22 protein-coding genes are annotated in these 19,555 nt (G+C 68.8%); 13 read left to right on the forward strand and 9 right to left on the reverse strand.

Features of this window, described 5'->3' with window-relative positions; genetic code table 11:
• Window positions 1-35 precede the first annotated feature (35 nt).
• From AC1DS4_RS07940 to AC1DS4_RS07965, 6 genes are all read right to left on the reverse strand, one after another.
• Window positions 36-854: a hypothetical protein gene (locus AC1DS4_RS07940; RefSeq protein WP_477632301.1), complete on the reverse strand. Its 819-nt coding sequence runs from the start codon at window positions 852-854 to the stop codon at window positions 36-38.
• Entirely contained in the window at window positions 854-2,083 is a 1,230-nt protein-coding gene (locus AC1DS4_RS07945) for an Nramp family divalent metal transporter (RefSeq protein WP_477624027.1), read from the reverse strand. Before AC1DS4_RS07945 ends, AC1DS4_RS07940 begins: the two co-directional genes overlap by 1 nt.
• A 16-nt stretch (window positions 2,084-2,099) precedes the next feature.
• On the reverse strand, window positions 2,100-2,543 hold the full coding sequence (locus AC1DS4_RS07950; RefSeq protein WP_477624026.1) for a hypothetical protein: 444 nt from the start codon (window positions 2,541-2,543) through the stop codon (window positions 2,100-2,102).
• A 133-nt stretch (window positions 2,544-2,676) separates the two neighbouring features.
• Window positions 2,677-3,630 carry a TIGR03557 family F420-dependent LLM class oxidoreductase gene (locus tag AC1DS4_RS07955; protein ID WP_477624025.1) on the reverse strand — a complete coding sequence of 318 codons (954 nt, stop codon included), beginning with the start codon at window positions 3,628-3,630 and terminating at the stop codon, window positions 2,677-2,679.
• A 51-nt stretch (window positions 3,631-3,681) separates the two neighbouring features.
• Window positions 3,682-4,485, reverse strand: coding sequence for a sigma-70 family RNA polymerase sigma factor (locus AC1DS4_RS07960; protein WP_477624024.1), 804 nt, complete (start codon window positions 4,483-4,485; stop codon window positions 3,682-3,684).
• A 122-nt stretch (window positions 4,486-4,607) separates the two neighbouring features.
• On the reverse strand, window positions 4,608-4,805 hold the full coding sequence (locus AC1DS4_RS07965) for a hypothetical protein (protein WP_477624023.1): 198 nt from the start codon (window positions 4,803-4,805) through the stop codon (window positions 4,608-4,610).
• A 563-nt stretch (window positions 4,806-5,368) separates the two neighbouring features.
• On the opposite strand from AC1DS4_RS07965, the gene AC1DS4_RS07970 reads away from it, so the two are divergent.
• From AC1DS4_RS07970 to AC1DS4_RS08000, 7 genes are all read left to right on the forward strand, one after another.
• Window positions 5,369-6,256 carry a DUF72 domain-containing protein gene (locus tag AC1DS4_RS07970; RefSeq protein WP_477632300.1) on the forward strand — a complete coding sequence of 296 codons (888 nt, stop codon included), beginning with the start codon at window positions 5,369-5,371 and terminating at the stop codon, window positions 6,254-6,256.
• A 100-nt stretch (window positions 6,257-6,356) separates the two neighbouring features.
• Complete coding sequence (locus tag AC1DS4_RS07975) at window positions 6,357-7,295, forward strand: hypothetical protein (protein WP_477624021.1); 939 nt, start codon at window positions 6,357-6,359, stop codon at window positions 7,293-7,295.
• A complete protein-coding gene (locus AC1DS4_RS07980) occupies window positions 7,292-7,711 on the forward strand; it encodes a phage holin family protein (protein ID WP_477624020.1) in 420 nt (139 codons plus the stop codon). The genes AC1DS4_RS07975 and AC1DS4_RS07980 overlap by 4 nt, the downstream gene beginning before the upstream one ends.
• Window positions 7,708-8,286 carry a DUF3618 domain-containing protein gene (locus AC1DS4_RS07985; RefSeq protein ID WP_477613602.1) on the forward strand — a complete coding sequence of 193 codons (579 nt, stop codon included), beginning with the start codon at window positions 7,708-7,710 and terminating at the stop codon, window positions 8,284-8,286. Before AC1DS4_RS07980 ends, AC1DS4_RS07985 begins: the two co-directional genes overlap by 4 nt.
• A 123-nt stretch (window positions 8,287-8,409) precedes the next feature.
• Complete coding sequence (locus AC1DS4_RS07990; RefSeq protein WP_477613603.1) at window positions 8,410-8,709, forward strand: hypothetical protein; 300 nt, start codon at window positions 8,410-8,412, stop codon at window positions 8,707-8,709.
• 498 nt (window positions 8,710-9,207) lie between these two features.
• On the forward strand, window positions 9,208-9,819 hold the full coding sequence (locus AC1DS4_RS07995) for a polysaccharide deacetylase family protein (RefSeq protein ID WP_477624019.1): 612 nt from the start codon (window positions 9,208-9,210) through the stop codon (window positions 9,817-9,819).
• A 47-nt stretch (window positions 9,820-9,866) separates the two neighbouring features.
• Window positions 9,867-11,153: a YncE family protein gene (locus AC1DS4_RS08000; protein ID WP_477633420.1), complete on the forward strand. Its 1,287-nt coding sequence runs from the start codon at window positions 9,867-9,869 to the stop codon at window positions 11,151-11,153.
• A gap of 182 nt (window positions 11,154-11,335) precedes the next feature.
• Here the strand turns inward: AC1DS4_RS08000 and AC1DS4_RS08005 are convergent, their stop codons facing one another.
• Both AC1DS4_RS08005 and AC1DS4_RS08010 read right to left on the reverse strand, forming a co-directional pair.
• On the reverse strand, window positions 11,336-11,998 hold the full coding sequence (locus AC1DS4_RS08005; protein WP_477624017.1) for a hypothetical protein: 663 nt from the start codon (window positions 11,996-11,998) through the stop codon (window positions 11,336-11,338).
• A gap of 191 nt (window positions 11,999-12,189) precedes the next feature.
• A complete protein-coding gene (locus AC1DS4_RS08010) occupies window positions 12,190-13,044 on the reverse strand; it encodes a universal stress protein (protein WP_477624016.1) in 855 nt (284 codons plus the stop codon).
• A 215-nt stretch (window positions 13,045-13,259) separates the two neighbouring features.
• On the opposite strand from AC1DS4_RS08010, the gene AC1DS4_RS08015 reads away from it, so the two are divergent.
• The 4 genes from AC1DS4_RS08015 to AC1DS4_RS08030 all read left to right on the forward strand — a co-directional run bounded on the left by AC1DS4_RS08015 (window position 13,260) and on the right by AC1DS4_RS08030 (window position 16,720).
• Window positions 13,260-13,691, forward strand: coding sequence for a hypothetical protein (locus tag AC1DS4_RS08015; protein ID WP_477624015.1), 432 nt, complete (start codon window positions 13,260-13,262; stop codon window positions 13,689-13,691).
• Window positions 13,692-13,844: 153 nt separating this feature from the next.
• Complete coding sequence (locus AC1DS4_RS08020) at window positions 13,845-14,834, forward strand: universal stress protein (RefSeq protein ID WP_477624014.1); 990 nt, start codon at window positions 13,845-13,847, stop codon at window positions 14,832-14,834.
• 212 nt (window positions 14,835-15,046) lie between these two features.
• On the forward strand, window positions 15,047-15,619 hold the full coding sequence (locus tag AC1DS4_RS08025) for a DoxX family protein (protein ID WP_477613607.1): 573 nt from the start codon (window positions 15,047-15,049) through the stop codon (window positions 15,617-15,619).
• Window positions 15,620-15,988: 369 nt separating this feature from the next.
• Complete coding sequence (locus AC1DS4_RS08030) at window positions 15,989-16,720, forward strand: sulfite exporter TauE/SafE family protein (protein WP_477624013.1); 732 nt, start codon at window positions 15,989-15,991, stop codon at window positions 16,718-16,720.
• 29 nt (window positions 16,721-16,749) lie between these two features.
• Here AC1DS4_RS08030 and AC1DS4_RS08035 read toward each other — a convergent pair whose 3' ends face one another.
• Entirely contained in the window at window positions 16,750-17,919 is a 1,170-nt protein-coding gene (locus tag AC1DS4_RS08035) for an alpha/beta hydrolase family protein (protein ID WP_477624012.1), read from the reverse strand.
• A 138-nt stretch (window positions 17,920-18,057) separates the two neighbouring features.
• On the opposite strand from AC1DS4_RS08035, the gene AC1DS4_RS08040 reads away from it, so the two are divergent.
• Together AC1DS4_RS08040 and AC1DS4_RS08045 are read left to right on the forward strand one after the other, a co-directional pair.
• A complete protein-coding gene (locus tag AC1DS4_RS08040) occupies window positions 18,058-19,140 on the forward strand; it encodes a sugar phosphate isomerase/epimerase family protein (RefSeq protein WP_477624011.1) in 1,083 nt (360 codons plus the stop codon).
• A gap of 3 nt (window positions 19,141-19,143) precedes the next feature.
• A complete protein-coding gene (locus AC1DS4_RS08045; protein WP_477624010.1) occupies window positions 19,144-19,551 on the forward strand; it encodes a C-glycoside deglycosidase beta subunit domain-containing protein in 408 nt (135 codons plus the stop codon).
• Window positions 19,552-19,555 lie beyond the last annotated feature (4 nt).

A 19,555-nucleotide genomic window follows, 5' to 3' on the forward strand; every position in this document is an offset into this window, starting at 1 on the left:
GTTGACCCGAACCTGAACGCGGCGTCCACACACTGCTAGCCGCCTGGCTCCGCAGCGTGTAGATGTCGCCAGTTCTGGCCTGCCCGGAGCGTGACCCGTTGCTCGGCCCAGTCGATGTGGGCGACGTCATCCCAGGTGGCCTCGCGGTCGTCACGGTGCCACCAGCCGAAGGAGCGTGCGAGCAGCCATGGGCCCTGGTCGGTCAAGGTGGTGTAGCCCAGCTCGCCACCGAGAGCCCGCGGCCCGAACACGATACTGGTCACGCGCAGCCGGCCGACCTCGAGGCCGGTCTGCTCGAACGGCAGCCCGCGAAGCTCCAGGACCGCACCCAGGGACCCACCGGTGTCATCGACGACCTCTGCTCCGAGCAGGTCACTCACCAGGTGGGAGCCCTTGGGTGGCGTGAGCTCGTCGTGGTCGACTGGTTGGCCCACGGTCGTCCCGGCCAGCCGATCGTCGCCGGCTGTCGCCCCGGGGATGGCCGAGATGACGTGGCGACGTAGCCATTGCTCGAGCCCTGCGGCGCCCTGAAGGACGCCCTCTGCATAGTCACTCACGGTGATCGCCGATCCGATGCTGCGCAGGTGGGACATGGGCACCATGAGCGGGCTGGGGTCCTCGCCCGGGTTGAGGCGTTTCCACACGGCGACGATCCACCGCCCGAGCAGCCCCGGCTGGCGTGGCCCGAACCCACCCGGCCCACTGAGCACCCCCATGATGAACAGCTCGTCCTTCTCCTGACGCACGACGAGGTTGTCGACGTTTCCCAGGAGCGCACCGCTGGGGCCGACGAGCTGGTGGTCCATCACCCTGAGGGTCACGTCGATGCTGTCGGCCCGAGATGTCCTGGGCATCATTGCCCCGCCTTTGTCAGGACCATCAGGGGAATGGCGGCTACCGACGCCACGATGACCAGGACCAGATAGACCATGCCCAAGGAGTTCGCCAACCGCCCGTTGGCATGTCTACCCATGTACGTGCGGTCGTTGGCGACAACCAGGATGGGAAAGTACGTCAGGGGCAGGGCGATGGCACTGAAGACCACTGAGTACTCCGTGAGCATGATGGGGTCGACCGTGGTCAGGAGCAGGGCCACACCGCCGATGCACGACAGCAGCAGGACCGTGTGGAAGCGGGCAGCACGAAGGGGTGCCACGTACTTGCCCCACTGCCAACCCAGGTACTGGGCGACGCTGTAGCCGACGGACAGGCCGGTCTCGCACGCAGCGCCGAAGGTGGCGGCGAAGAATCCCAGCAGCAGGAACGCGAGTCCGAGCTTTCCGACGGCGAGGACCACTGGCAGTCCTGTCTGTCCGAGCGTGTCGACGCTGATGCCGTGCGGCAGGAACACCAGGGAGGTGCAGGCGGCGATCGCCACGGACAGGATGCCGCCCAGTGGGAACCCGATGAACACGTTGGCCCTCATGGTGCCCAGGTCCTTCGCCGTCCACTTCTCCTCGACCCCGCCGGAGCTGAAGAAGAACACTTCGTAGGGGGTCATGGCGGCGCCGAACAAGGCGATCGCGTAGTAGAAGTACACGGTGTGCGACTCGTTCGGCGGCACCGTCGGGTTGAACGCGTGCTGGGCCAGCGAGCTCCAGTCAGGGCTGAGCTTCCACACCGCGACAGCGAACACGACGAGGGACAAGCCTGCCAGCCCGAAGGCGTTCTCGAGGACGGCGAACTTCACCCGCCACAGCACCAACCACACCGCGGCGCCGGCCACGGGCATCCACAGGAACCGGTTCACGCTGGTTGCCAGCTCCATGGCCAGCGCGACACCGCCTATCTCGGCGGCGAGGGTCAGGAACGTGACCAGCATGGACGCGACCAGGTTGGTCAGCCCGACCCGCGGACCGAGTCGCTCGCGGATCAGGTCGAATGTCCCGCGTCCGCTGACGGCGGCGACCCGACCGCTCATCTCCGCGAAGACGCAGATGCCGACCACCCCGACGAGGACCACCCAGACCAGGGACAGCCCGAACCGGGACCCGACGAGGGCGTTGGTGATCAGGTCGCCGATGTCGACGAACCCGCCGATGGCGGTCAAGATGCCCAGCGCGACCGCGAAGACCTTCTTCACGAAGACTCGTCCCCGTTCACTTGAGGTCTGCCCTGGCTGACTCCAGGTGGGAGCTGACGTCGTCAAGCTCCTTGCGGGCGTCCGTCAGCGAGGACACGTCGCCGCGACGGATCGCAATCCGGGCATGGGCCAAGGCGTCGTCGGCGTCTCCGAGCAGGGTGAGTACCTGGTCGCGCAGCTCGTCCTGGGTCGGGGTGGGCGGGTCGACGACACCGAAGCTCGTCTCGATGCCCCCCATGGCGTTCTCGCTGTCGGTGACCACGGTGTCGGCGTAGGCGTTCGTGGCCTTGCCGGACAGCAGGACGTCCACTGCGATCTGCGCCGTCGAGGTCTCACTGGCCGCCGACTCCAGGGCGCTCTTGGCGTTCTGCTCGAAGGCGCCCCGGTCCAGGGCGGGAGCGATGCAACCGCCCACGATGAGTGCCGAGCCGAGGACCAGCAGGATCCGTGCCGCCCGCATCACGGGCGTTTGCGCAGGATCGTGAACACCAGCACGGCCAGCATCGCCAGGAAGAGCCACCAGGCGATGCCCAGTGCCCAGCCGTCACTCATGTCTGCATCACTCCTCCTCTTGCCCACACCGACTCAACCCGTCACGACAGCTGGGGGAGCACCTCCTCGCCGTAGAACGCGATCATCTCCCTCCACCGGGGGCCCATGTTCGCGACGTACACCTCGTCGAAACCCGCCTTCTCGAACGGGTCGAACGCTGCGCGGTGCTCCCCCGCGTCACTGCCGCACACGACCGACTCCCCTGTCGACTCCTTCGTCACCAGGGTCGCCGCCTGTTCGAAGTGCTGCGGGGAAGGAAGCACCTGAGCGAGCTCGCCCGGTAGCCCGGAGTTGGCCCACAACCGATGAGCATGGTCGCGCCCCTCCTCGGCCGTCGCGGCATACGCCACCTTGAAGCCGGCCATGGCCGGCGCCTGGTCGTCGCCCTTGAGCCGTCGGAACTGAGCCACCGCATCACCGTCCGGCTTGGTGGTGATGAACCCGTCACCGATGCGCGCCGCCACTTCCAACGCCTTGGGCCCGAAGGCGGAGACGTAGACCGGCGGGGGTTGCTCAGGGAGGGTGTAGATCCGTGCGGTGTCGACCGTGTAGTGCCGTCCCTCGTGCGAGACCACCTCACCGGTCCACAGGGCACGCATCACCTCGACGGCCTCCTCCAACATCTCCAGCCGCCGTTCGGCGTGCGGCCACGGTTGCCCGAGCACGTGCTCGTTGAGCGCCTCGCCCGAGCCGACCCCGAGGACGAAACGCCCACCGAGCATCACGGCCGAGGTCGCCGCAGCCTGCGCAACCACGGCCGGGTGCACCCGAACGGTGGGGCACGTGACAGCTGTGGTGACCGGCAGGGAGCAGGCCTGCGAGATCGCACCGATCACCGACCAGACGAAGGGGCTCTGTCCCTGCTCGTCGTTCCAGGGGTGGTAGTGGTCGCTGATCCAGAGCCGCGTGAACCCCGACTTCTCCGCGAGCACAGCCTGCTCGACGAGCTCGTGGGGACCGTACTCCTCACACGACAGGAAGTAGCCGATCTTCATGCCTGTCCTCCTCCACGCTTGTCCCGGCGGCAGCCGCCCACCGGGTTGGGTTCATGCAGCAGGTGCCAGCAGGTCGCTGCGAAGCTTTCCGAGGATGACGGCAAGGAGCCGGGAGACCTGCATCTGGCTGACACCGAGCACGACCCCGATTTGCGACTGGGTCTGTTCCTCGACGAACCGCAGCCTCAGGATGAGCCGCTCGCGGTCACTCAGGCCCTCGAGCGCCCGCGCGAGCAGGTCCCGGTCGGCGATGAGGTCATCGACGCCGGGCTCGTCGTCGACCACGTCCGGCACCCCAGCCCCCGGCGGTAGGTCGAGGGACACGGCCCGATAGGCCCGTGAACACGCGTGGGCATCACGCACGTCGGAGCTGGGCAGCCCGAGGCTCTGGGCGAGCTCTGCCTCGGTCGGCTCGCGGAGCAGCAGGTGCCGCAGGTGATCCTCTTCGCGGACGAGCTCGGCGCGCAGCTCTTGCAGCCGCCGTGGCGGCCGGACCGCCCAGGCGTTGTCGCGGAAGTGTCGTTTGATCTCGCCGGCGATCGTGGGGACGGCGTATGCCGCGAAGCTGCTCCCGTAGCCGCACCGGTAGGCGTGGGCAGCCTTCAGCAGGGCCACCCGACCCACCTGGACGAGGTCCTCGACGTCCATCCCCCGGCCCCTGAAGCGGCGAGCGACCCCGTCGGCCAGGTCCAGGGTGAGGACGACGGCTTGGCGTCGCAGCTCGTCCCGCCGGTCGGGGTCCGAACAGTCCTGGACCTCGGCGAGGAGCGCTTCGGCGCGCTCGTGGTCCTGAACGGTCGATGCCGGCTCGGCGAACGAAGCGGTATGGGAAGTAAGGACAAGCGGTGCTGACACGGTGCATCCCCTCGAGTTCGAGTTGGGGACAAGGCACCACTGCTGGACCGGTTGTCTTTCCCCCAGACAACCACCGCACCCGAGCAAGCGCAACAGCAGGCCTCGCCTCGCGCCGTGGGAGCTCAGCCGGCGGGAGTGCCGTCCTCGCTCTCGGCATCCTCGGGGATGCCACCGCTCGCGGGGTCGTTGGCGGCGCCACCCGTCTGGTCCTCGGTGTGGGACCCGGGGCCTCCGTCCTGAGCGTCGGTGGATGCCGGGGCACCCGAGCCCTGATCGCCTTGGGGACTCGTAGCGGTGCCGGCGCTGTCGGGCTTGCCCATGGACTGCCTCCTCGGTGACGCGGCACAACTCGGTGTTGCGCTCGCGACGTGCCGTACCCACTTGCCGGCCGCGGCAAACCGCCCGACCCATTCGAGTCACCGCCGCGCGTTTGTCCGCCGTCCGTCCTGGGTACCCAGTCCTTGGGTACCCAGTCGTTGACGGAGGACAATTGGTCCGCGAAGCGTTGGGACAGTAGGTCCGCGAAAGGGTTGGAGACTGTATGTCCGCGAAAGGTGACACGGTGAGAGTCGGGGTGCTCGTACGGCATACCTGCACGGCGGGCGGCCGGTAGATGGGCACGCACGTGTGCCCGCAGTGCGGAAGCGACAGGGCGACGACCGTGATGCTGCCAGGGCCGGCTGGTTCCAAGGACTCGCGCCTGCACCCCGCGTTCCGGTGCATGGTCTGTGACACGCAGTGGACTGTCGACCAGGCGCGCAGCCGGGCCGCCGACCCGACGAGTGCGAGCGACAGCCAGGCGCCGCCGTCTCGGTCAGGTGGTTAGGGGCAGGGCTTGCCTGCATCTCGCGAGTGCGCCCGAGAACCACATGCATCCAGCGGTATGACGCCACGCGTCACCTCTTCCCACCAGGGCGAGCCAGGTCCTCGACCGGGCGAGATCCGCGTGGGCACCTCCGGCTGGCGTTACCCGTCATGGCGCGGGGACTTCTACCCGGCCGGCCTGCGCCAGCGTGACGAGCTCAGCCACCTCTCCAGGGAGCTGACGGCGGTCGAGGTCAACGGCTCCTTCTACTCGCTGCAGCGACCCAGCAGCTATGCCGCCTGGGCAGCGCAGGCGCCGGAGGGCTTCGTGTTCGCCGTCAAGGGCGGTCGCTTCATCACCCACATGCGCCGCCTGGTGGACGTGGAGACCCCGCTCGCGAACTTCTTCGCCTCCGGGGTGCTCGCCCTGGGCGACAAGCTCGGCCCCGTGCTGTGGCAGCTGCCTGCCCGCCTGGCGTTCGACGAGGAGCGGCTGGAAGCCTTCTTCGACCTGTTGCCACGCACGACCGAGGCTGCGGCCGACCTGGCATCGAGACACGACGAGAAGGTGGGGGCGGACCGCGCCCTCACGACACCCCTCGTCAGCGCACCGCTTCGGCACGCCCTCGAGCCGCGCCACGAGAGCTTTCACTCATCACGTGCTCGAGAAGTGCTGCAGCGCAACGACATCGCCATGGTGATCTCGGACAGTGCCGGCACATGGCCTCAGTTCGAGGTCGTCACCTCCGACCTCGTCTACGTCCGGCTGCACGGGGACACCGCGCTCTACCGAAGCGGGTACTCACGCGACGCGCTGGAGTCGTGGGGCCGTCGCATCCGGCGGTGGGCGCACGCCGGGCTGAATGTGCACGTGTACTTCGACAACGACGCCCGCGGACACGCACCCCACGACGCCCGCGCTCTGCTCGGGCTCCTCCAGAGCGGCCCGGCACCCCGTCGGAAATAGCCACATTGCGACGTTTGGGCAGGTCAGACGCGGGTAAGCCCCCCGTAGCGGCGGTGGACACACCGCCGGTCCAGCACTCGTTGACAGGACAGGAATGGACATGAGCGAGACCTACGGAAGCGCCCGCACGCAGGACGACGACGCCACCCGCGAGCTCGGCACGGTCGAGACCTCCCCCGCCGCCGGCACCGACACCTACGGCACCGACAGCCACGGCACCGACAGCCCCATCAGCACGAGTTCCACGACCCCGAGCGGTGGTGCTGGCAGGGATGGCGGCACGGGCGGCGGCACGGGCGGCCCGGGGGCGACCCCGGGCGGCGGCACGGGTGGCCCGGGGGCGACCCCGGGCTCCACCGACACGAAAGAGGTCGCCAAGGACGAGGCACGAGCCACGGGCGAGCAGGCCAAGGAAGGCGCCCGCCACGTGGCCGAGGTCGGCAAGGAGGAAGCCAAGAACGTGGCGCAGGAGACCAGCCAGCAGGCCAAGGAGCTGTGGCAGCAGACCCGCAACCAGCTGATCGACCAGAGCGCCCAGCAGCAGACCAAGGTCGCCGAAGGCCTGCGGTCGCTCAGCCAGGAGCTGTCCAGCATGGCTCACGGCTCGGACCAGCAGGGCGTCGCCAGCGACCTGGCCCATCAGGCCTCGCAGCGCATCGGCGATGTCGCCGGCTGGCTCGACCAGCGGGACCCGGGCTCGCTGGTCTCGGAGGTGAAGCAGTTCGCCCGGCAGCGTCCCGGCACATTCCTCGCCACGGCCGCCCTCGTCGGGTTGGTCGGAGGCCGTCTGAGCCGCGGCCTGGTCGCGGACCACCAGGACCGATCCGACACGGCTGGCCCCACGGGTGGTGCGGGCGCCGCCCCTTCGCCGGTGGATCACAGCACTGCCGGCTACTCCGCGTACGGCTCTGCCAGCGGGACCAGCACCGCCACCGGCAGCCATCCCGTCAGCGACACGCCCAGCGACGCAGGAGGCGTTCACGGCGGGACCGCGCCGATCAGTGGGAGCGGGGCCGACGCGAGCGGGCTCCCCCGATGAGCCAGGACCCCCGGCTCGACGAGACGCCGACACGGTCGCTCAGCAATGTCGGCGAGCTGTTCGCCGACATCAGCCGCGACCTGTCGACGCTCATCCGCCAGGAGACGGAGCTCGCCAAGGCCGAGCTGCGCCAGTCGGCCACTCAGGCCGGCAAGGGCGCCGGGATGCTCGGCGGTGCCGGTGTCGCCGGCCACTTCGTGCTGATCTTCCTGTCGGTCGCCCTGTGGTGGGGGCTAGGCAACGCGACCGGCCGGGCCTGGTCGGCCCTGGTCGTGGCGGCCATCTGGGCACTCGTGGCCGCGGTACTGGCCGCCACCGGACGCCGGGAGCTCAAGCAGGTCAAGGGAATTCCGCAGACGACAGAGACGGCGCGGGAGATCCCCGACGCGCTCAAAGGGAACGAGGACAAGCGATGACGAACACCCCAGATGAGATCCGCCGGGACATCGAGGACACCCGGGGCCGGTTGAGCAACGATGTCAACGCGCTCACAGAGACGGTCAGCCCCTCCAACGTCGCACGCCGTCAGGCCGACAAGGTGGCTGGTGTCGCGACCTCGGTCAAGGACCGGGTGATGGGCACGGCCGACGACCTGCGCGCCACAGGTTCCGACGCCGCGTCCACGGTCGCCGACGCGCCGGGGGCCGCTGCCGACAAGGCTCGCAGCAAGACGCAGGGCAACCCCCTCGCGGCAGGGCTGATCGCCCTCGGTGCCGGGTGGCTGGTCGGCTCGATGCTGCCGGCCTCCGAGAAGGAGAAGCAGGCCGCCAGCGCGCTCAAGGACAAGGCGCAGCCCGTCGTCGAAGAGGCCAAGAGCGTGGCGCAGGACACCGCGCAGGAGCTCAAGGAGCCCGCGAAGCAAGCGGCTCAGAGCGTGAAGGACACCGCGATGGAGGCCAAGGACAACGTCGCCCAGGAGGGAAGGTCCACCGCCGAGGACGTCAGGACCCAGGCCCAGTCCTCAGTGGAGAACGTGCGCGCCACCCAGTAGCTCGGCGGGGGCAACTGGGTCGAGGGGCGGGAGGCCTGCTTCCGCCCCTCGTCAGCGCCCGCAGGTCGACGCGTGGGCGTGCCAAGGACGAATGAAATCGGCGGGCGTGGGTACGGGGCGGCCATGAGCGATGCACAGCCGCCAGTCACCGTCACCGAGGTCGAGCGCGTCACCAACCAACGTCGCACGACCGCCGGAGTGGCGCACGACGTCCACGTCACCCTCACGGGCCCGCTCACGGTGGACCAGGCGGAGGAACGACTGCGTGCGGACTGGCCGCACCAGTCCAGCTGGCCGCTGACCTTCGAGTCGGCCGGGGCCGACGCGGCTCCGAAGGTGGTCCTGCGTTGGGTGCCTGACGACCGGCAGGACGAGGCCGTGGAGGCCCTCCGCGACGCTCTGGACCGGCTGCAGCGGTCCTGAGATCGACCCACTGCAAGACCGGACCACCTGGTCGCACCCTGGGCGCGTCGCGGTCCGGGTCCGTGCCGAGTCCGCGTCGGGTCCCGGATCGCCGGGTCCTCGGAGCCCTGAACGTCCACTCAGCTGAGGCGGCCATGGCTTGCATTGGCTCCCGCCGCCCCTACCATTGAATGTCGCCTGCCCGGACCCGCAGGTCACGGTCGATGGCCACCGTCCGGGTCCAACAGCGTGGCTCAGGTCCTAGGCCATCCGGGCGACGTCCCGCTTTCAAGGGGAAGTCCGACGACGTCGACCGAAGCGGTGCCCCCCCCCCCCCGGGGGGGGGCGCCCCAGCGCCTTGCGCCAGGTACCAGCCCGCCCTCCGCCAGGGTGCCGAGCCGGGACGCGCAGGGCCCGAGCCAGCAGCCGCCGTCGAGCGGATCGCCCTCCCGCGCTGCGGGACACACCTCCCCGACCGCCGGTTCGGCTACTCACCCCGATGGACCGCCGCGCCTGGCCATGACATCCGGGCCTGACATCACCCACGGACCCACCACCGCCCGCCAGGTGGCCCTCACCTTCCACGGCCAGGGTCCCGTCGGGATGGCCCGCGAGATCCTCAGCGCATGCGCCCGTGCCGATGCCGCCGTGACGGTGTTCGCCGTTGGCACCTGGCTGGACCAGAACCCGCACCTCGGCGCCGAGATCGTGGCGGCCGGGCACGAGCTCGGCAACCACACCTGGAGCCACCAGCAGATGAAGCAGCTGACCCGGGCGCAGGCTGTGGCTGAGGCCGTGCGCGGAGCCCAGGCCTTGGAGGCAGCCGTGGGCACCGCCGGCTGGTGGTTCCGCCCGTCCGGAACCCAGCACAGCACCGCCACCATCCGCGCTGCCGCAGCCGCAGCCGGCTACCACCGCTGCGTCTCCTACGACGTGGACCCCGAGGACTTTCGAGACCCCGGCGCCACAGCCGTTCGGGACCGCACGCTCAGGTCCGTGCGCCCGGGCTCGATCGTGAGCCTGCACTTCGGCCACCGCGGCACGGTGGACGCGCTTCCCGCCATCCTGACCGGCTTGCGCACCAAGGGCCTTCACGCCGTCACCCTGTCGACCCTGCTGCGGGACGCATGATGCGAGCCGAGCCTGCGGTGGGACCCCGACCTCGGGCCCTCCGATCCATGGCCCACCGAATCACCCTGATCAGCAGCGCCCTGACCCTGGCGCTGGTCATCGTCACAGGGGTGGCGGCCTGCGCCTCCCGCCCAGCCACGCGGCATACCTCGTCGTCCCTCGTGGGGGCCACCGTCTCGTCGTCTCGCGCCACAGGCGCGGCCCCCAGGGCAACCGCCCCGGTCGATGCCAACGGCGGGACGCCCCCTGCCGCAGCTCTACCCAATGTGTATGCCGCGGCCGGCGCCGGGGCGCTCGGTCCAGCGGCCCTCGCTGCGCGGCCGATGGTCTACGTTCCGAACACGTTGAGCAACACCGTGCAGCTGATCGACCCCCGCACGTACCGGGTCGTCGGACGGTTCCGCACGCCGCGGGAGCCGCAACACGTGGTGCCGTCGTGGGACCTGAAGACGTTGTGGGTCAACGCGGACCAGGGCAACAGCCTGACCCCGGTCAGTCCGGTGACGGGGACGGCGGGCCGACCGGTGCACGTCGCGGACCCCTACAACCTGTACTTCACCCCGGACGGGAAGCACGCGCTCGTCATGGCAGAACGGCTGCACCGCATCGACGTCCGCGACGCCCACACCATGAGGCTCCAACGCTCGCTCGCGGTGCCGTGCGCCGGCATCAATCACGCCGACTACTCGGCCGACTTGTCGTTCCTCGTGGCGAGCTGCGAGTTCAGCGGCAAGCTCGTCGTCATCGACAAGGCGGCGACCAGGGTCCGGCAGGTCATCGACCTCAACACCGTGAAGACGCCCGGAGCCACGTCACCTGGCGAGGCGATGGCGATGCCGGGCAGCCCCAAGAACGGGTTGCGCCCCGGTGCCAGCTCAATGCCCCAGGACGTCCGGCTCGCCCCTGACGGCCAGCACTTCCTCGTTGCTGACATGCTGCGCAACGGCGTGTGGGTGGTCGATGCCCGCACCCTCAAGGTCGCGCGGTTCATCCACACCGGGCTGGGCGCGCACGGCTTGTACCCTTCGCGCGACGGCAAGCAGGTCTACGTCTCCAACCGCGACGCGGGCACGATCACGGTCCTCGACGCCGTCACGCTCGCGACCGCGGCCGTGTGGAGGATTCCCGGGGGCGGGTCGCCGGACATGGGCGGGGTGACGGCCGACGGGTCGCAGCTGTGGCTCGCAGGGCGCTACGACGCCGTGGTCTACGTATTCGACACCAGCACGGGCAGGCTCCTGCACACGATCGCCGTCGACTCAGGACCACACGGCCTGTGCGTCTGGCCGCAGCCCGGCTTGTTCAGCCTGGGCCACACCGGCAACATGCGTTGACCGTTGACCCGGCTTTTCGCGATGGATCTACAGTCCTGCGTATGCCGCCCCCGCCCGCGAAGTCGCGGGAAGGCGGCGGACTTCGCCGCAATTTCCCCGCGGATAGTAGACGCCGGTCGGGGCCTTTCGGGCACACCCAGGCGATCCGACGTGTTGATCAGCGCACGCGGCACTCCTCCGCGTCAGTGCGCCCAGAAGGAAGCGGCATCAGCCTGGGGCGCTTCAGAAGTGCTTCGCGGGGTCGGGCTTGACAGGGATGGGGTGCCGAGCCTTGGTCGGGGAGTGACATGTCGGCGCCCGAGAAGGCGTTGCAGGGCCAGACCCGTGACGAGTGCGACAGCGGTCGCCATCGCTCCCGCCGCGACTAATCCGACGAGGACCACCACAGCAGGTCGCTGGCCTGGGTGCCACAAGGGCGTGGCGATGAGTAGGAAGGCAACGAGACCCGCGAGCCAAGCAACCGCCGTGGTCGCGATCCACGTCCAAGCTCTGCCGACGTGTCGCCGCAGCTCCAGCCATTGGGCGGTGCCGATGGAGGCAAGCAGGACGAGCGCGGCGACCGTGCCGACCAGCACGACCGGCACGCGTGGCGCCTCCGTCAGCCGAGCCCCCATTGCGGACGGCAACATGCCGAGCATGTAGGCGAGTGCAGCCGCGGCGGCGGTCAGGAGGGCGAACCGCACTGTGCGCAACCTCGGAACGCAGGGGGCCAACGCGTGCGCTTGGGCAGCGCCGAGCAGCAGACCTTCCACAGCTCCAGCCGCCACCATCGTCGGGAGGGCCGCTCGGGGCGCCCATTCGGCGCTGACCACGCCGAGTACGGCGGGCGCGACGAAGCCGGCCATCTCCCCTGTGACAGTCCACCGAACCCACCGCCCGAGCAGCCGATGCGCGGAGCCTGGTGGGTGTGCTGCGACTGTCGGAAACGGGATCCCGCGCCCGCCCGCAAGCCTTCGGCGAGGGGGCGCCTCACTGGAATACCCAGAAGACACGCCGGGTATGACGCTGCTGCTGTTTCGGCCCCCTCGACTGCTGGTCACGTCGAGCACTGTGGGACGACCACGACCGGACATCCGGCCTCACGGAGCACCTTGCGGATGGTCGGTGAGCCGGCGAGATCCGGGCGCGGCCTGGGATGGCGAGAGCCGAGCACGATGAGCGCGGCGTCACGGGCCACCGCAAGAATGGCTGTGGCGGAAGGCTTGCGGATTGACACCCGGTTGACTTCGACGTCGGGGTACTTCTCCGTCCAGCCGGCCAGGGACTCAGCCGTGGCCGCCTCTTCGTTGCCGATCAGGGTGCGCCACTTGTCAGCGGGCGCGATGTTGCCAGCGAGTCCGATTCGGTCCGAGGGGTGCCATGCGTGCACAGCTGTCAGTCGCACGCGACGAAGGTCTGCTTGCTCGAACGCGAACCCGATTGCGTCATGGCAACCCCAGGACTCGTCGACCCCGACCACGATGCGCCGGGGGTATTCGCCTCCCGGGTCCGAGCGAGGGACGACGACAACCGGGCAGCGGGCCGACGCGGCCACGGCGCGTGCGGTGGATCCGAGCAGGGCGGCGGGCACCAGCCCTCCTGTCCCGTGGGCTCCGACGCACACCAATGCAGCCAGCCTGGAGGCGGAAATCAGCGCGGACGCGCCAGTCCCGGCGATGTCCGCCACGCGCACCCGCAGGCCTGGGGCCGTGACAGCGGCTCTCTGCGTGGCCCCCTCGATGATGGCCGCCCCGGCCTCATGCGAGCCCCGACGGCGCCCATGCGCGTGAACCAGGTGCAGGCCACGCCTTTCGAGCTGAGCGGTTTCGATCGCCCAGTCGAGGGCACTCAGCGACTGCTCGGAGCCGTCGAGCCCCACAACGACTGCTCTCTGTGCCACGGGCATGTTCATGTTTGTGTCCTGACCTGTCTGGTCGCGCGCCTTGTGGTGCGTTCAAGCCACCCTTCTGCTTCCGCTCTCAATGGCACAGGGCTTTTGGTCCCGGAGCTGTCCGTGCTCGCCGGAGCCGGGCTGATCCTCTTCGAAGCAGCTCGACGGCGGGATCCGCTCGGCTTGAAGGACGTTCGCCTCTGCCGATGCCGCCGAGCACGCCGGACCCTTGACCCATGACACCGGTCCGAACACGAACGTTGACCGCAGCCAACGCCGCGGCCCTGACGAACGGTCTCGCCAACCGGTTCCTGATCCCGCTGCTCAACAGCAGAGCAGGGGCACGCATTGGGCGTCGGCTGGCCGTCCTTGAGTACAGGGGGCGCCGCACTGGTCGGCACCACCGGCTCGTCGCGATCTACGGCACCGAGGGGCAGACCGTCCGCATCACCGTGGGCATGGCCGAGCACAAGACCTGGTGGCGCAACTTCGAGACCCCCCATCCTCTACGGCTGCGGCTGGCGGGCGTCGACCACGCCGCGTTCGCGCACGTGGTGCGCTACCGGGACCAGGTGACGGTCGTTGCCGAGCTGATGGAGCCCAACGATTCAAGGGGAGCCACTGGGCCTGGGGAAGGCGTCGGGGCGGACGGTCACGATCGTCGCTGACGAGCATCGGCAGGCCCGTGGGGTGCCGAACGTGTGCAGTATCCACACAGCATCACCTGCGAACAGGCCGCGGCACGGGGACGTATGGCCCTGTGCCCGCATCGGCCGTCAGGGCAGGTTGAAGGTCAACGCCCCCAGAATCAGGAGTGCACCATGAATCCCATCTCCCGCCCCATCATCGTCGGAGTCGACCTGTCCGGCACGAGTGACCTTGCCCTGGATTGGGCCGCCGCTGAAGCCGCACGACGCGCAGCTCCCCTCGTGGTCGTGCACGCCTACTCACCGCCGCCCTACCCCGCTATGCGCGCCGGAGCACCGGGCGGTACGGCGATCACCGGCCTGGACGAGACCTTCAAGAACGTCGCCGAGCGGGCGGTAGCCGCGGGCGCCGACCGAGCCCGGACTGCTCATCCGGGTCTGGCAGTCCAAACGATCATCCGCCTCGGACTTCCCGGCATGATCCTGGTCGAGGCCTCCAGCGACGCCGAGATGGTCGTCGTAGGGGCCCGCGGACTTGGTGCAGTCAAAGGCATCCTGTTCGGCTCGGTCTCAACTCATGTCTGCGCCCATGCCCACGCTCCTGTCATCGTCGTGCAGGAAGCCGCCTCCCACACCATCACCGACGCGCGGGTGGTGGTTGGCGTGGACGGGTCCGAGACGTCACAGGCGGCCTTGGCCTTTGCCTTCGCTCAGGCCTCCTCTCGCGGTGTCGGGCTCACCGCCGTGCACACCTGGCTGGTCGACGGGGTTGAGGGAGCTTCGGCCTCCTTGACGTGGTCGGTCGACGGGGCACAGCTCGAGGAGCAGGAGCGTTCCGTTGCCGCCGAAGCCCTGGCCGGGTTTGGCGAGCAGTACCCCGACGTCGATGTGAGACGCCACGTCGCCCAGGGTCACCCCGCCGCCGAACTCGGACGGCTGAGCGAGAACGCCGCACTGCTCGTGGTCGGCACCCGCGGACGCGGCACGGTGTCGGGGTGGCTCAAGGGGTCCGTGTCGCAGGCGGCCCTGCGCGCAGCGCGCTGCCCGGTCGCGGTGGTCCACGCGGAGACCCCTGAGGACAGCCACACCAACGAGCGCCAAGGCGGGGGCCGCGAACGCCACGGCCTGCACCTGCCTGTGCCTCCCGTGCGAGAACGCGTCTGAGCCGGCCCTGATCAAACCAACAGCTCCCGCCGGAGAAGCCCACCGGCAGCTGCGGCTTTGGTCTTCCACGCCCAAGGCGATCACCCGACGAAGGACCCGTGGCACCCGGATGTCGGGACCTACGACCCTGCTGCGCGGCTTCCGATGGTCGCAGAGTGGAGCTGTCAGCACACCGCAGTCAGCGGCGAGCGGCCCCAGTTGGGAGAGCCACCATGAGCACCATCAGCCGATCGCAGACCGATCAGGAGCGCGGCACCACGAGCCAACCGCTGGTGGCCAACGCCGACACGACGGTCAGCTCGCAAGTCCTGCCCTACGTCCTGGGCGCCATCCGCCTCAGCCTCGGCTGGGTCTTCCTCTGGGCCTTCCTGGACAAGGTCTTCGGACTCGGCCACGGGACGCCCACCAAGGGTGCTTGGATCAACGGCGGACACCCGACCATGGGCTTCCTGAAGAATGCGGCGACCGGACCGTTCGCCGACTTCTACCACGGCATCGCCGGCGCAGCGTGGGCAGACTGGCTGTTCATGCTCGGCCTGCTCGGCATCGGTGTGGCCCTCATGGCTGGCGTGGCCATGCGGTTCGCCGCCTTCGCCGGAGCCCTGCTCCTGGTCCTGATGTGGACCGCGGTCCTGCCCCCCGAGAACAACCTCTTCATGGATGACCACCTCATCTACGCCATGACCCTCGTGGCGCTCATGTTGCTCGGCGCCGGCAAGGCGCTCGGGTTCGGCCAGCAGTGGGAGCAGCTGCCGATCGTGCGCCGCTACGCCTTCCTGCGCTGAACGCACCCCTCCCCGCGCACCTCCTGAGCCCGCAGCTCCGGAGGTGCGCGGTCGTTCCTCGTACAGCTCGGAAGTACAGCAGCGATGCGGGCCCTGCTGATGCGGTCGGACACCCGTCTCCGCGCAGGTCATCGGCGTGGGGGTCCGACCGTCACGGCCTTCGGCACCTGCATTTGCCCACTGATCATCGACGCCGGCCGGCGTGAGTCATGGCGGGTCCGCGTCTCCTGGGCCGGACTCGCGCGCACCGGATCGCGCGCGTCTGTAAGTTCCAGAGATGTCATGTCGCCACCCTGTCCCGGCGCACCTCGGGGCGTCGCCGGAGGGGCAGCGCCGCACGCGTCGAAATCGACTCTGCGGGAGTGAGCGGTGGCATTGAGCTGGACGCTCATGGTCGTGGCAGCCCTGTTGGTCGGGTTCGCCAAGACGTCCATCGGTGGCGTGGCCACGATCGCCGTCGCGTTGTTCGCCTTCTCGCTCCCGACGCGGGAGTCGACTGCAGCCCTGCTCCTGCTGCTGCTCGTCGGTGACTGCGTGGCCGTGTGGCACTACCGCCATGCTGCCGACCTGCGGCTCCTGCGGACACTGATCCCCGCCGTCTTGCCGGGACTGGTGCTCGGGTCCCTGTTCCTCAGCGCTGTGGACGACGCCGTCCTTCGTCACGGCATCGGAGTGATGCTCTTTGTCCTCGGCTTGCTGCAGCTGGTGATCCATCGCGCGGAACGAGAGTTCGCGACACACGCGTCGTCCAGGTGGGCCAGCCTGTCGACCGGCCTGGCTGCGGGCTTCACCACCATGACGGCGAATGCGGCAGGGGCGGTCATGACCCTCTACCTGGTGGCGAGAGGAGTCGACAAGCGACGCTTCCTGGGGACCAACGCGGTGTTCTTCCTCGTGATCAACGTGTGCAAGGTGCCGTTCAGCGCCGGTCTTGGCCTGTTTTCGGGGGCAACCCTGGTGCGATCCCTCGTCCTTGCTCCGGCGGTGTTGCTGGGCACCTGGGTTGGACTTCGGACTGCCCGGCGCCTGAGCCAAGCCCACTTCGACAGGGCGGTCCTGGTGGCAACCCTGGTCTCGGCGACTGTCTTGATCGTTGCCTAGGCCGAGACGAGAGTCCGGTCGCTCACCCGTCAGGTGGATGGTGCGGAGTCGAGCCTGGTGAGGACATCCTCGATCCAGTCGGCGGTGTAGGCGCCGACGTGCGGGAGGTGGTCCAGCCCGATGTGCTCGGTCGCACCCTCGTCCGGTGTGAAGACGCGCAGCGTGCGCGACGAAGCATTGGTGGCCTGCTCGTAGGAGCGGTAGGCGAGCTCAGCAGGGATCTGTCGGTCGTTCTCCCCGTGGGTGATCAACAGGTGGCAGCGAATCTGTTCGACCACACCCTCGAGGGTGACTCCTTCTGCGTAGTCGATGAACGTGGGGATGTCCGAGTGTCCCCAAACCCACAGCACGTGCTCCCAGTAGTGGGGCACGGGGTTCTCGCCCTCTCGCTCCAGTCGACGCTTCTGCACGCCACCCCAGTTGTGGTTCGCCCCCCAGGCCACGGCGAAGGCCAGACGGTGCTCGAACGCTGCCGCCCGCGGGACGTAGTAGCCCCCCAAGGACCAGCCGACGAGTCCGATGCGGTCAGAGCGTACGTCGGCGCGGGTCTCCAGGTAGTCGACGCACGCCGACGCCCAACCCTCGGTCTCGATGCGGGCCGTGAGGCCTTGGAGGCGCAGCGCCTCCCCAGATCCCGGGCAGTCGACCTGGAGTACCGAGATACCTCGTGCAGCCATCTCGCTAGGCCACCCGGAGCAGTACATGTGCTCCTTGGTCGAGTCCAGCCCGTTCCACATGATCACGGTGGGCACCGGTGAACCGTCCGTGCTGGCGTTCGTGAAGTATGCCGGCAGGGTGGTCCCCTCGAACGGCACCTCCACTCGGGTGGTGGCGGGGTCGACCAGCTCGAAGGAGCGCTCCATCACCTCGAGGAGGTGCTTGTAGGTGGGGATGCGGTCGGGGGACGAGTTCGACAGCATCCGCTCGGCCTGGCAGAGATAGGCAGCCGAGCGGAAGTACTTCTGCCCTGCTGTGCGCTCGTGCCCGGCTGCCTCTGCCGCCTTGGCCTGGGACTCGAGCTGGTCAGCCACTGCGCGCCACGACGCCATGAACTGCTGTGTCCCGACGTCCGCACCCTTGTCGGCCAGGTCGCGGATCGGGCGGCAGGCGCGGTCCACCTCGTCGATCATCCCGCCCGAGTTGAGCGTGGCGACGACGCCGAGGTTCCAGATGTAGTTGCCAGGGAAGTACTCGAACACGGGTGTCCTCGTCTAGGTCGGTAGGAGTCTTACCCCGACTCTGCCGGTGCCACACGCTTGCGAAAACCCTGCATTGCTGATGCCCGGCATCGGTGACTCGTGGTTCCCGACCAAGCGAACCTCGGCTTGGCTGTGGACATGACCGAGACCCTGACCTCCTCCAAGTCAGCCATCAGCAACTCCGACGTGGCCGGCACGGGCATTTCGCTTGGCATCACGCTCTACTCACTGACCTCTGAGTGGGCCGCTGGTCAGTACACGTTCGAATCCCTGCTCGAGGAGGTCTCGCGGCAAGGCCTCGGACCCGGCGTCGAGTTCAACGCGGCGCAGATGCTGCGCACATACCCGGATGTCGACGAGGAGTTCGTCACGCTCTGGCACTCCACGATGGAGCGGCTCGAGCTGGAACCCAGCGCGATGGGTACCAACCTCGACATGGGACGTCGGGCCGACCGCGACATGACGCCGGACGAGGAGTACGACTTCCTGTCGATCCAGCTCAAGACCGCCCATCGCCTCGGTTTCAACCGGGTGGTCATCCGAAACGCAGGTCGAGAGCTCCTGCGGCGGCTGCTCCCCCTTGCGGAGAAGTACGACCAGCGACTGGGGTACGAGCTCCACGCGCCGGCAGGCCCCAACGACCCCAAGATCCTCGCCATCCGGGAGACCTACGAGGAACTCGGCTCGGACAGGCTCGGGTTCACCGCCGACTTCAGCTCCACCATGCACAGCCTCTCCCCCACCCTGTTCAGGACCCTGCGCACGATGGGCCTCGAGGATGAGCACCTCCAGGCCATGCAGGAGTTCTGGCGGGCGCCGCTGCCGATGCACGAGCGCAACGAGGCCTTCGAGGAGTACCTGCGGTCGCAGGGTGTCGACCCCAAGAGCCTGGGCCCGTTCTCGCGCCTCGCGTTCAACATGCACGGCTTGGTCCCACCGGAAGAGTGGCAGGACATCATGCCGATCATCTTCCACGTGCACACGAAGTTCTTCGACATCGACGAGCACGGCAACGAGCCGGCGATGGACCTCCCGCGAATCATCAAGCAGTTCGTGGACGGTGACTTCAAGGGCTACCTCTCGAGCGAGTGGGAGGGTCACGCCTTCGCCGACCTCGGCGAGTCGGACCCCATCGACCTGGTCAAGAAGCAGCACCACCTGATCCGGCGGTCCATCGAACAAGCCGTCGCCGACCGCAACGCCAACGAAACGCCGAGGTGACCCGTGGCCACTCACAACACCCTCTTCCAGCCCAACGACGTCAGGCTGCACCCCGACGGCCTCGCCATCTCGGTACAGCTGCCCTGGTACCGCTCCCTGTGGCTCTCGGCCGTCAAAGACGTCGCTGTCCGCGTCGACGGCCAGGACGTCCCGCGTGAGGACCTTCGGTTCGTCCTCCTCGACAGGGCCTACCGGGTCGACGAGCTCCCGGAGCAGTCGGAGACCCTCTGGTTCCTGCAGGACCGTGTCGATGTGGTGATTCCCTGGGAGCCGAGGACCCAGCCCTTCTCCCTCGAGCTCACCCTTGAGCTGCGACTCCTCTACATGCAGATCGCGCCCGGTCGCTACGTCCCCAACAGGGTCGTGGTCGAGAAGACGATCGATCCGGCAGCTCTCACGTCAGCGGCCTGAGGAC

Source organism: Pedococcus sp. P3_C7 (assembly GCF_056402615.1).

Bases quoted from the DNA above. Each gene is read 5' to 3' on its own strand.
- AC1DS4_RS07940 (WP_477632301.1), bottom strand. From the start codon at position 854: ATGCCCAGGACATCTCGGGCCGACAGCATCGACGTGACCCTCAGGGTG.
- AC1DS4_RS07950 (WP_477624026.1), bottom strand. From the start codon at position 2,543: ATGCGGGCGGCACGGATCCTGCTGGTCCTCGGCTCGGCACTCATCGTG.
- AC1DS4_RS07955 (WP_477624025.1), bottom strand. From the start codon at position 3,630: ATGAAGATCGGCTACTTCCTGTCGTGTGAGGAGTACGGTCCCCACGAG.
- AC1DS4_RS07965 (WP_477624023.1), bottom strand. From the start codon at position 4,805: ATGGGCAAGCCCGACAGCGCCGGCACCGCTACGAGTCCCCAAGGCGAT.
- AC1DS4_RS07970 (WP_477632300.1), top strand. From the start codon at position 5,369: ATGACGCCACGCGTCACCTCTTCCCACCAGGGCGAGCCAGGTCCTCGA.
- AC1DS4_RS07975 (WP_477624021.1), top strand. From the start codon at position 6,357: ATGAGCGAGACCTACGGAAGCGCCCGCACGCAGGACGACGACGCCACC.
- AC1DS4_RS07980 (WP_477624020.1), top strand. From the start codon at position 7,292: ATGAGCCAGGACCCCCGGCTCGACGAGACGCCGACACGGTCGCTCAGC.
- AC1DS4_RS07985 (WP_477613602.1), top strand. From the start codon at position 7,708: ATGACGAACACCCCAGATGAGATCCGCCGGGACATCGAGGACACCCGG.
- AC1DS4_RS07990 (WP_477613603.1), top strand. From the start codon at position 8,410: ATGAGCGATGCACAGCCGCCAGTCACCGTCACCGAGGTCGAGCGCGTC.
- AC1DS4_RS07995 (WP_477624019.1), top strand. From the start codon at position 9,208: ATGACATCCGGGCCTGACATCACCCACGGACCCACCACCGCCCGCCAG.
- AC1DS4_RS08000 (WP_477633420.1), top strand. From the start codon at position 9,867: ATGGCCCACCGAATCACCCTGATCAGCAGCGCCCTGACCCTGGCGCTG.
- AC1DS4_RS08005 (WP_477624017.1), bottom strand. From the start codon at position 11,998: ATGGCCGGCTTCGTCGCGCCCGCCGTACTCGGCGTGGTCAGCGCCGAA.
- AC1DS4_RS08010 (WP_477624016.1), bottom strand. From the start codon at position 13,044: ATGAACATGCCCGTGGCACAGAGAGCAGTCGTTGTGGGGCTCGACGGC.
- AC1DS4_RS08015 (WP_477624015.1), top strand. From the start codon at position 13,260: ATGACACCGGTCCGAACACGAACGTTGACCGCAGCCAACGCCGCGGCC.
- AC1DS4_RS08020 (WP_477624014.1), top strand. From the start codon at position 13,845: ATGAATCCCATCTCCCGCCCCATCATCGTCGGAGTCGACCTGTCCGGC.
- AC1DS4_RS08025 (WP_477613607.1), top strand. From the start codon at position 15,047: ATGAGCACCATCAGCCGATCGCAGACCGATCAGGAGCGCGGCACCACG.
- AC1DS4_RS08040 (WP_477624011.1), top strand. From the start codon at position 18,058: ATGACCGAGACCCTGACCTCCTCCAAGTCAGCCATCAGCAACTCCGAC.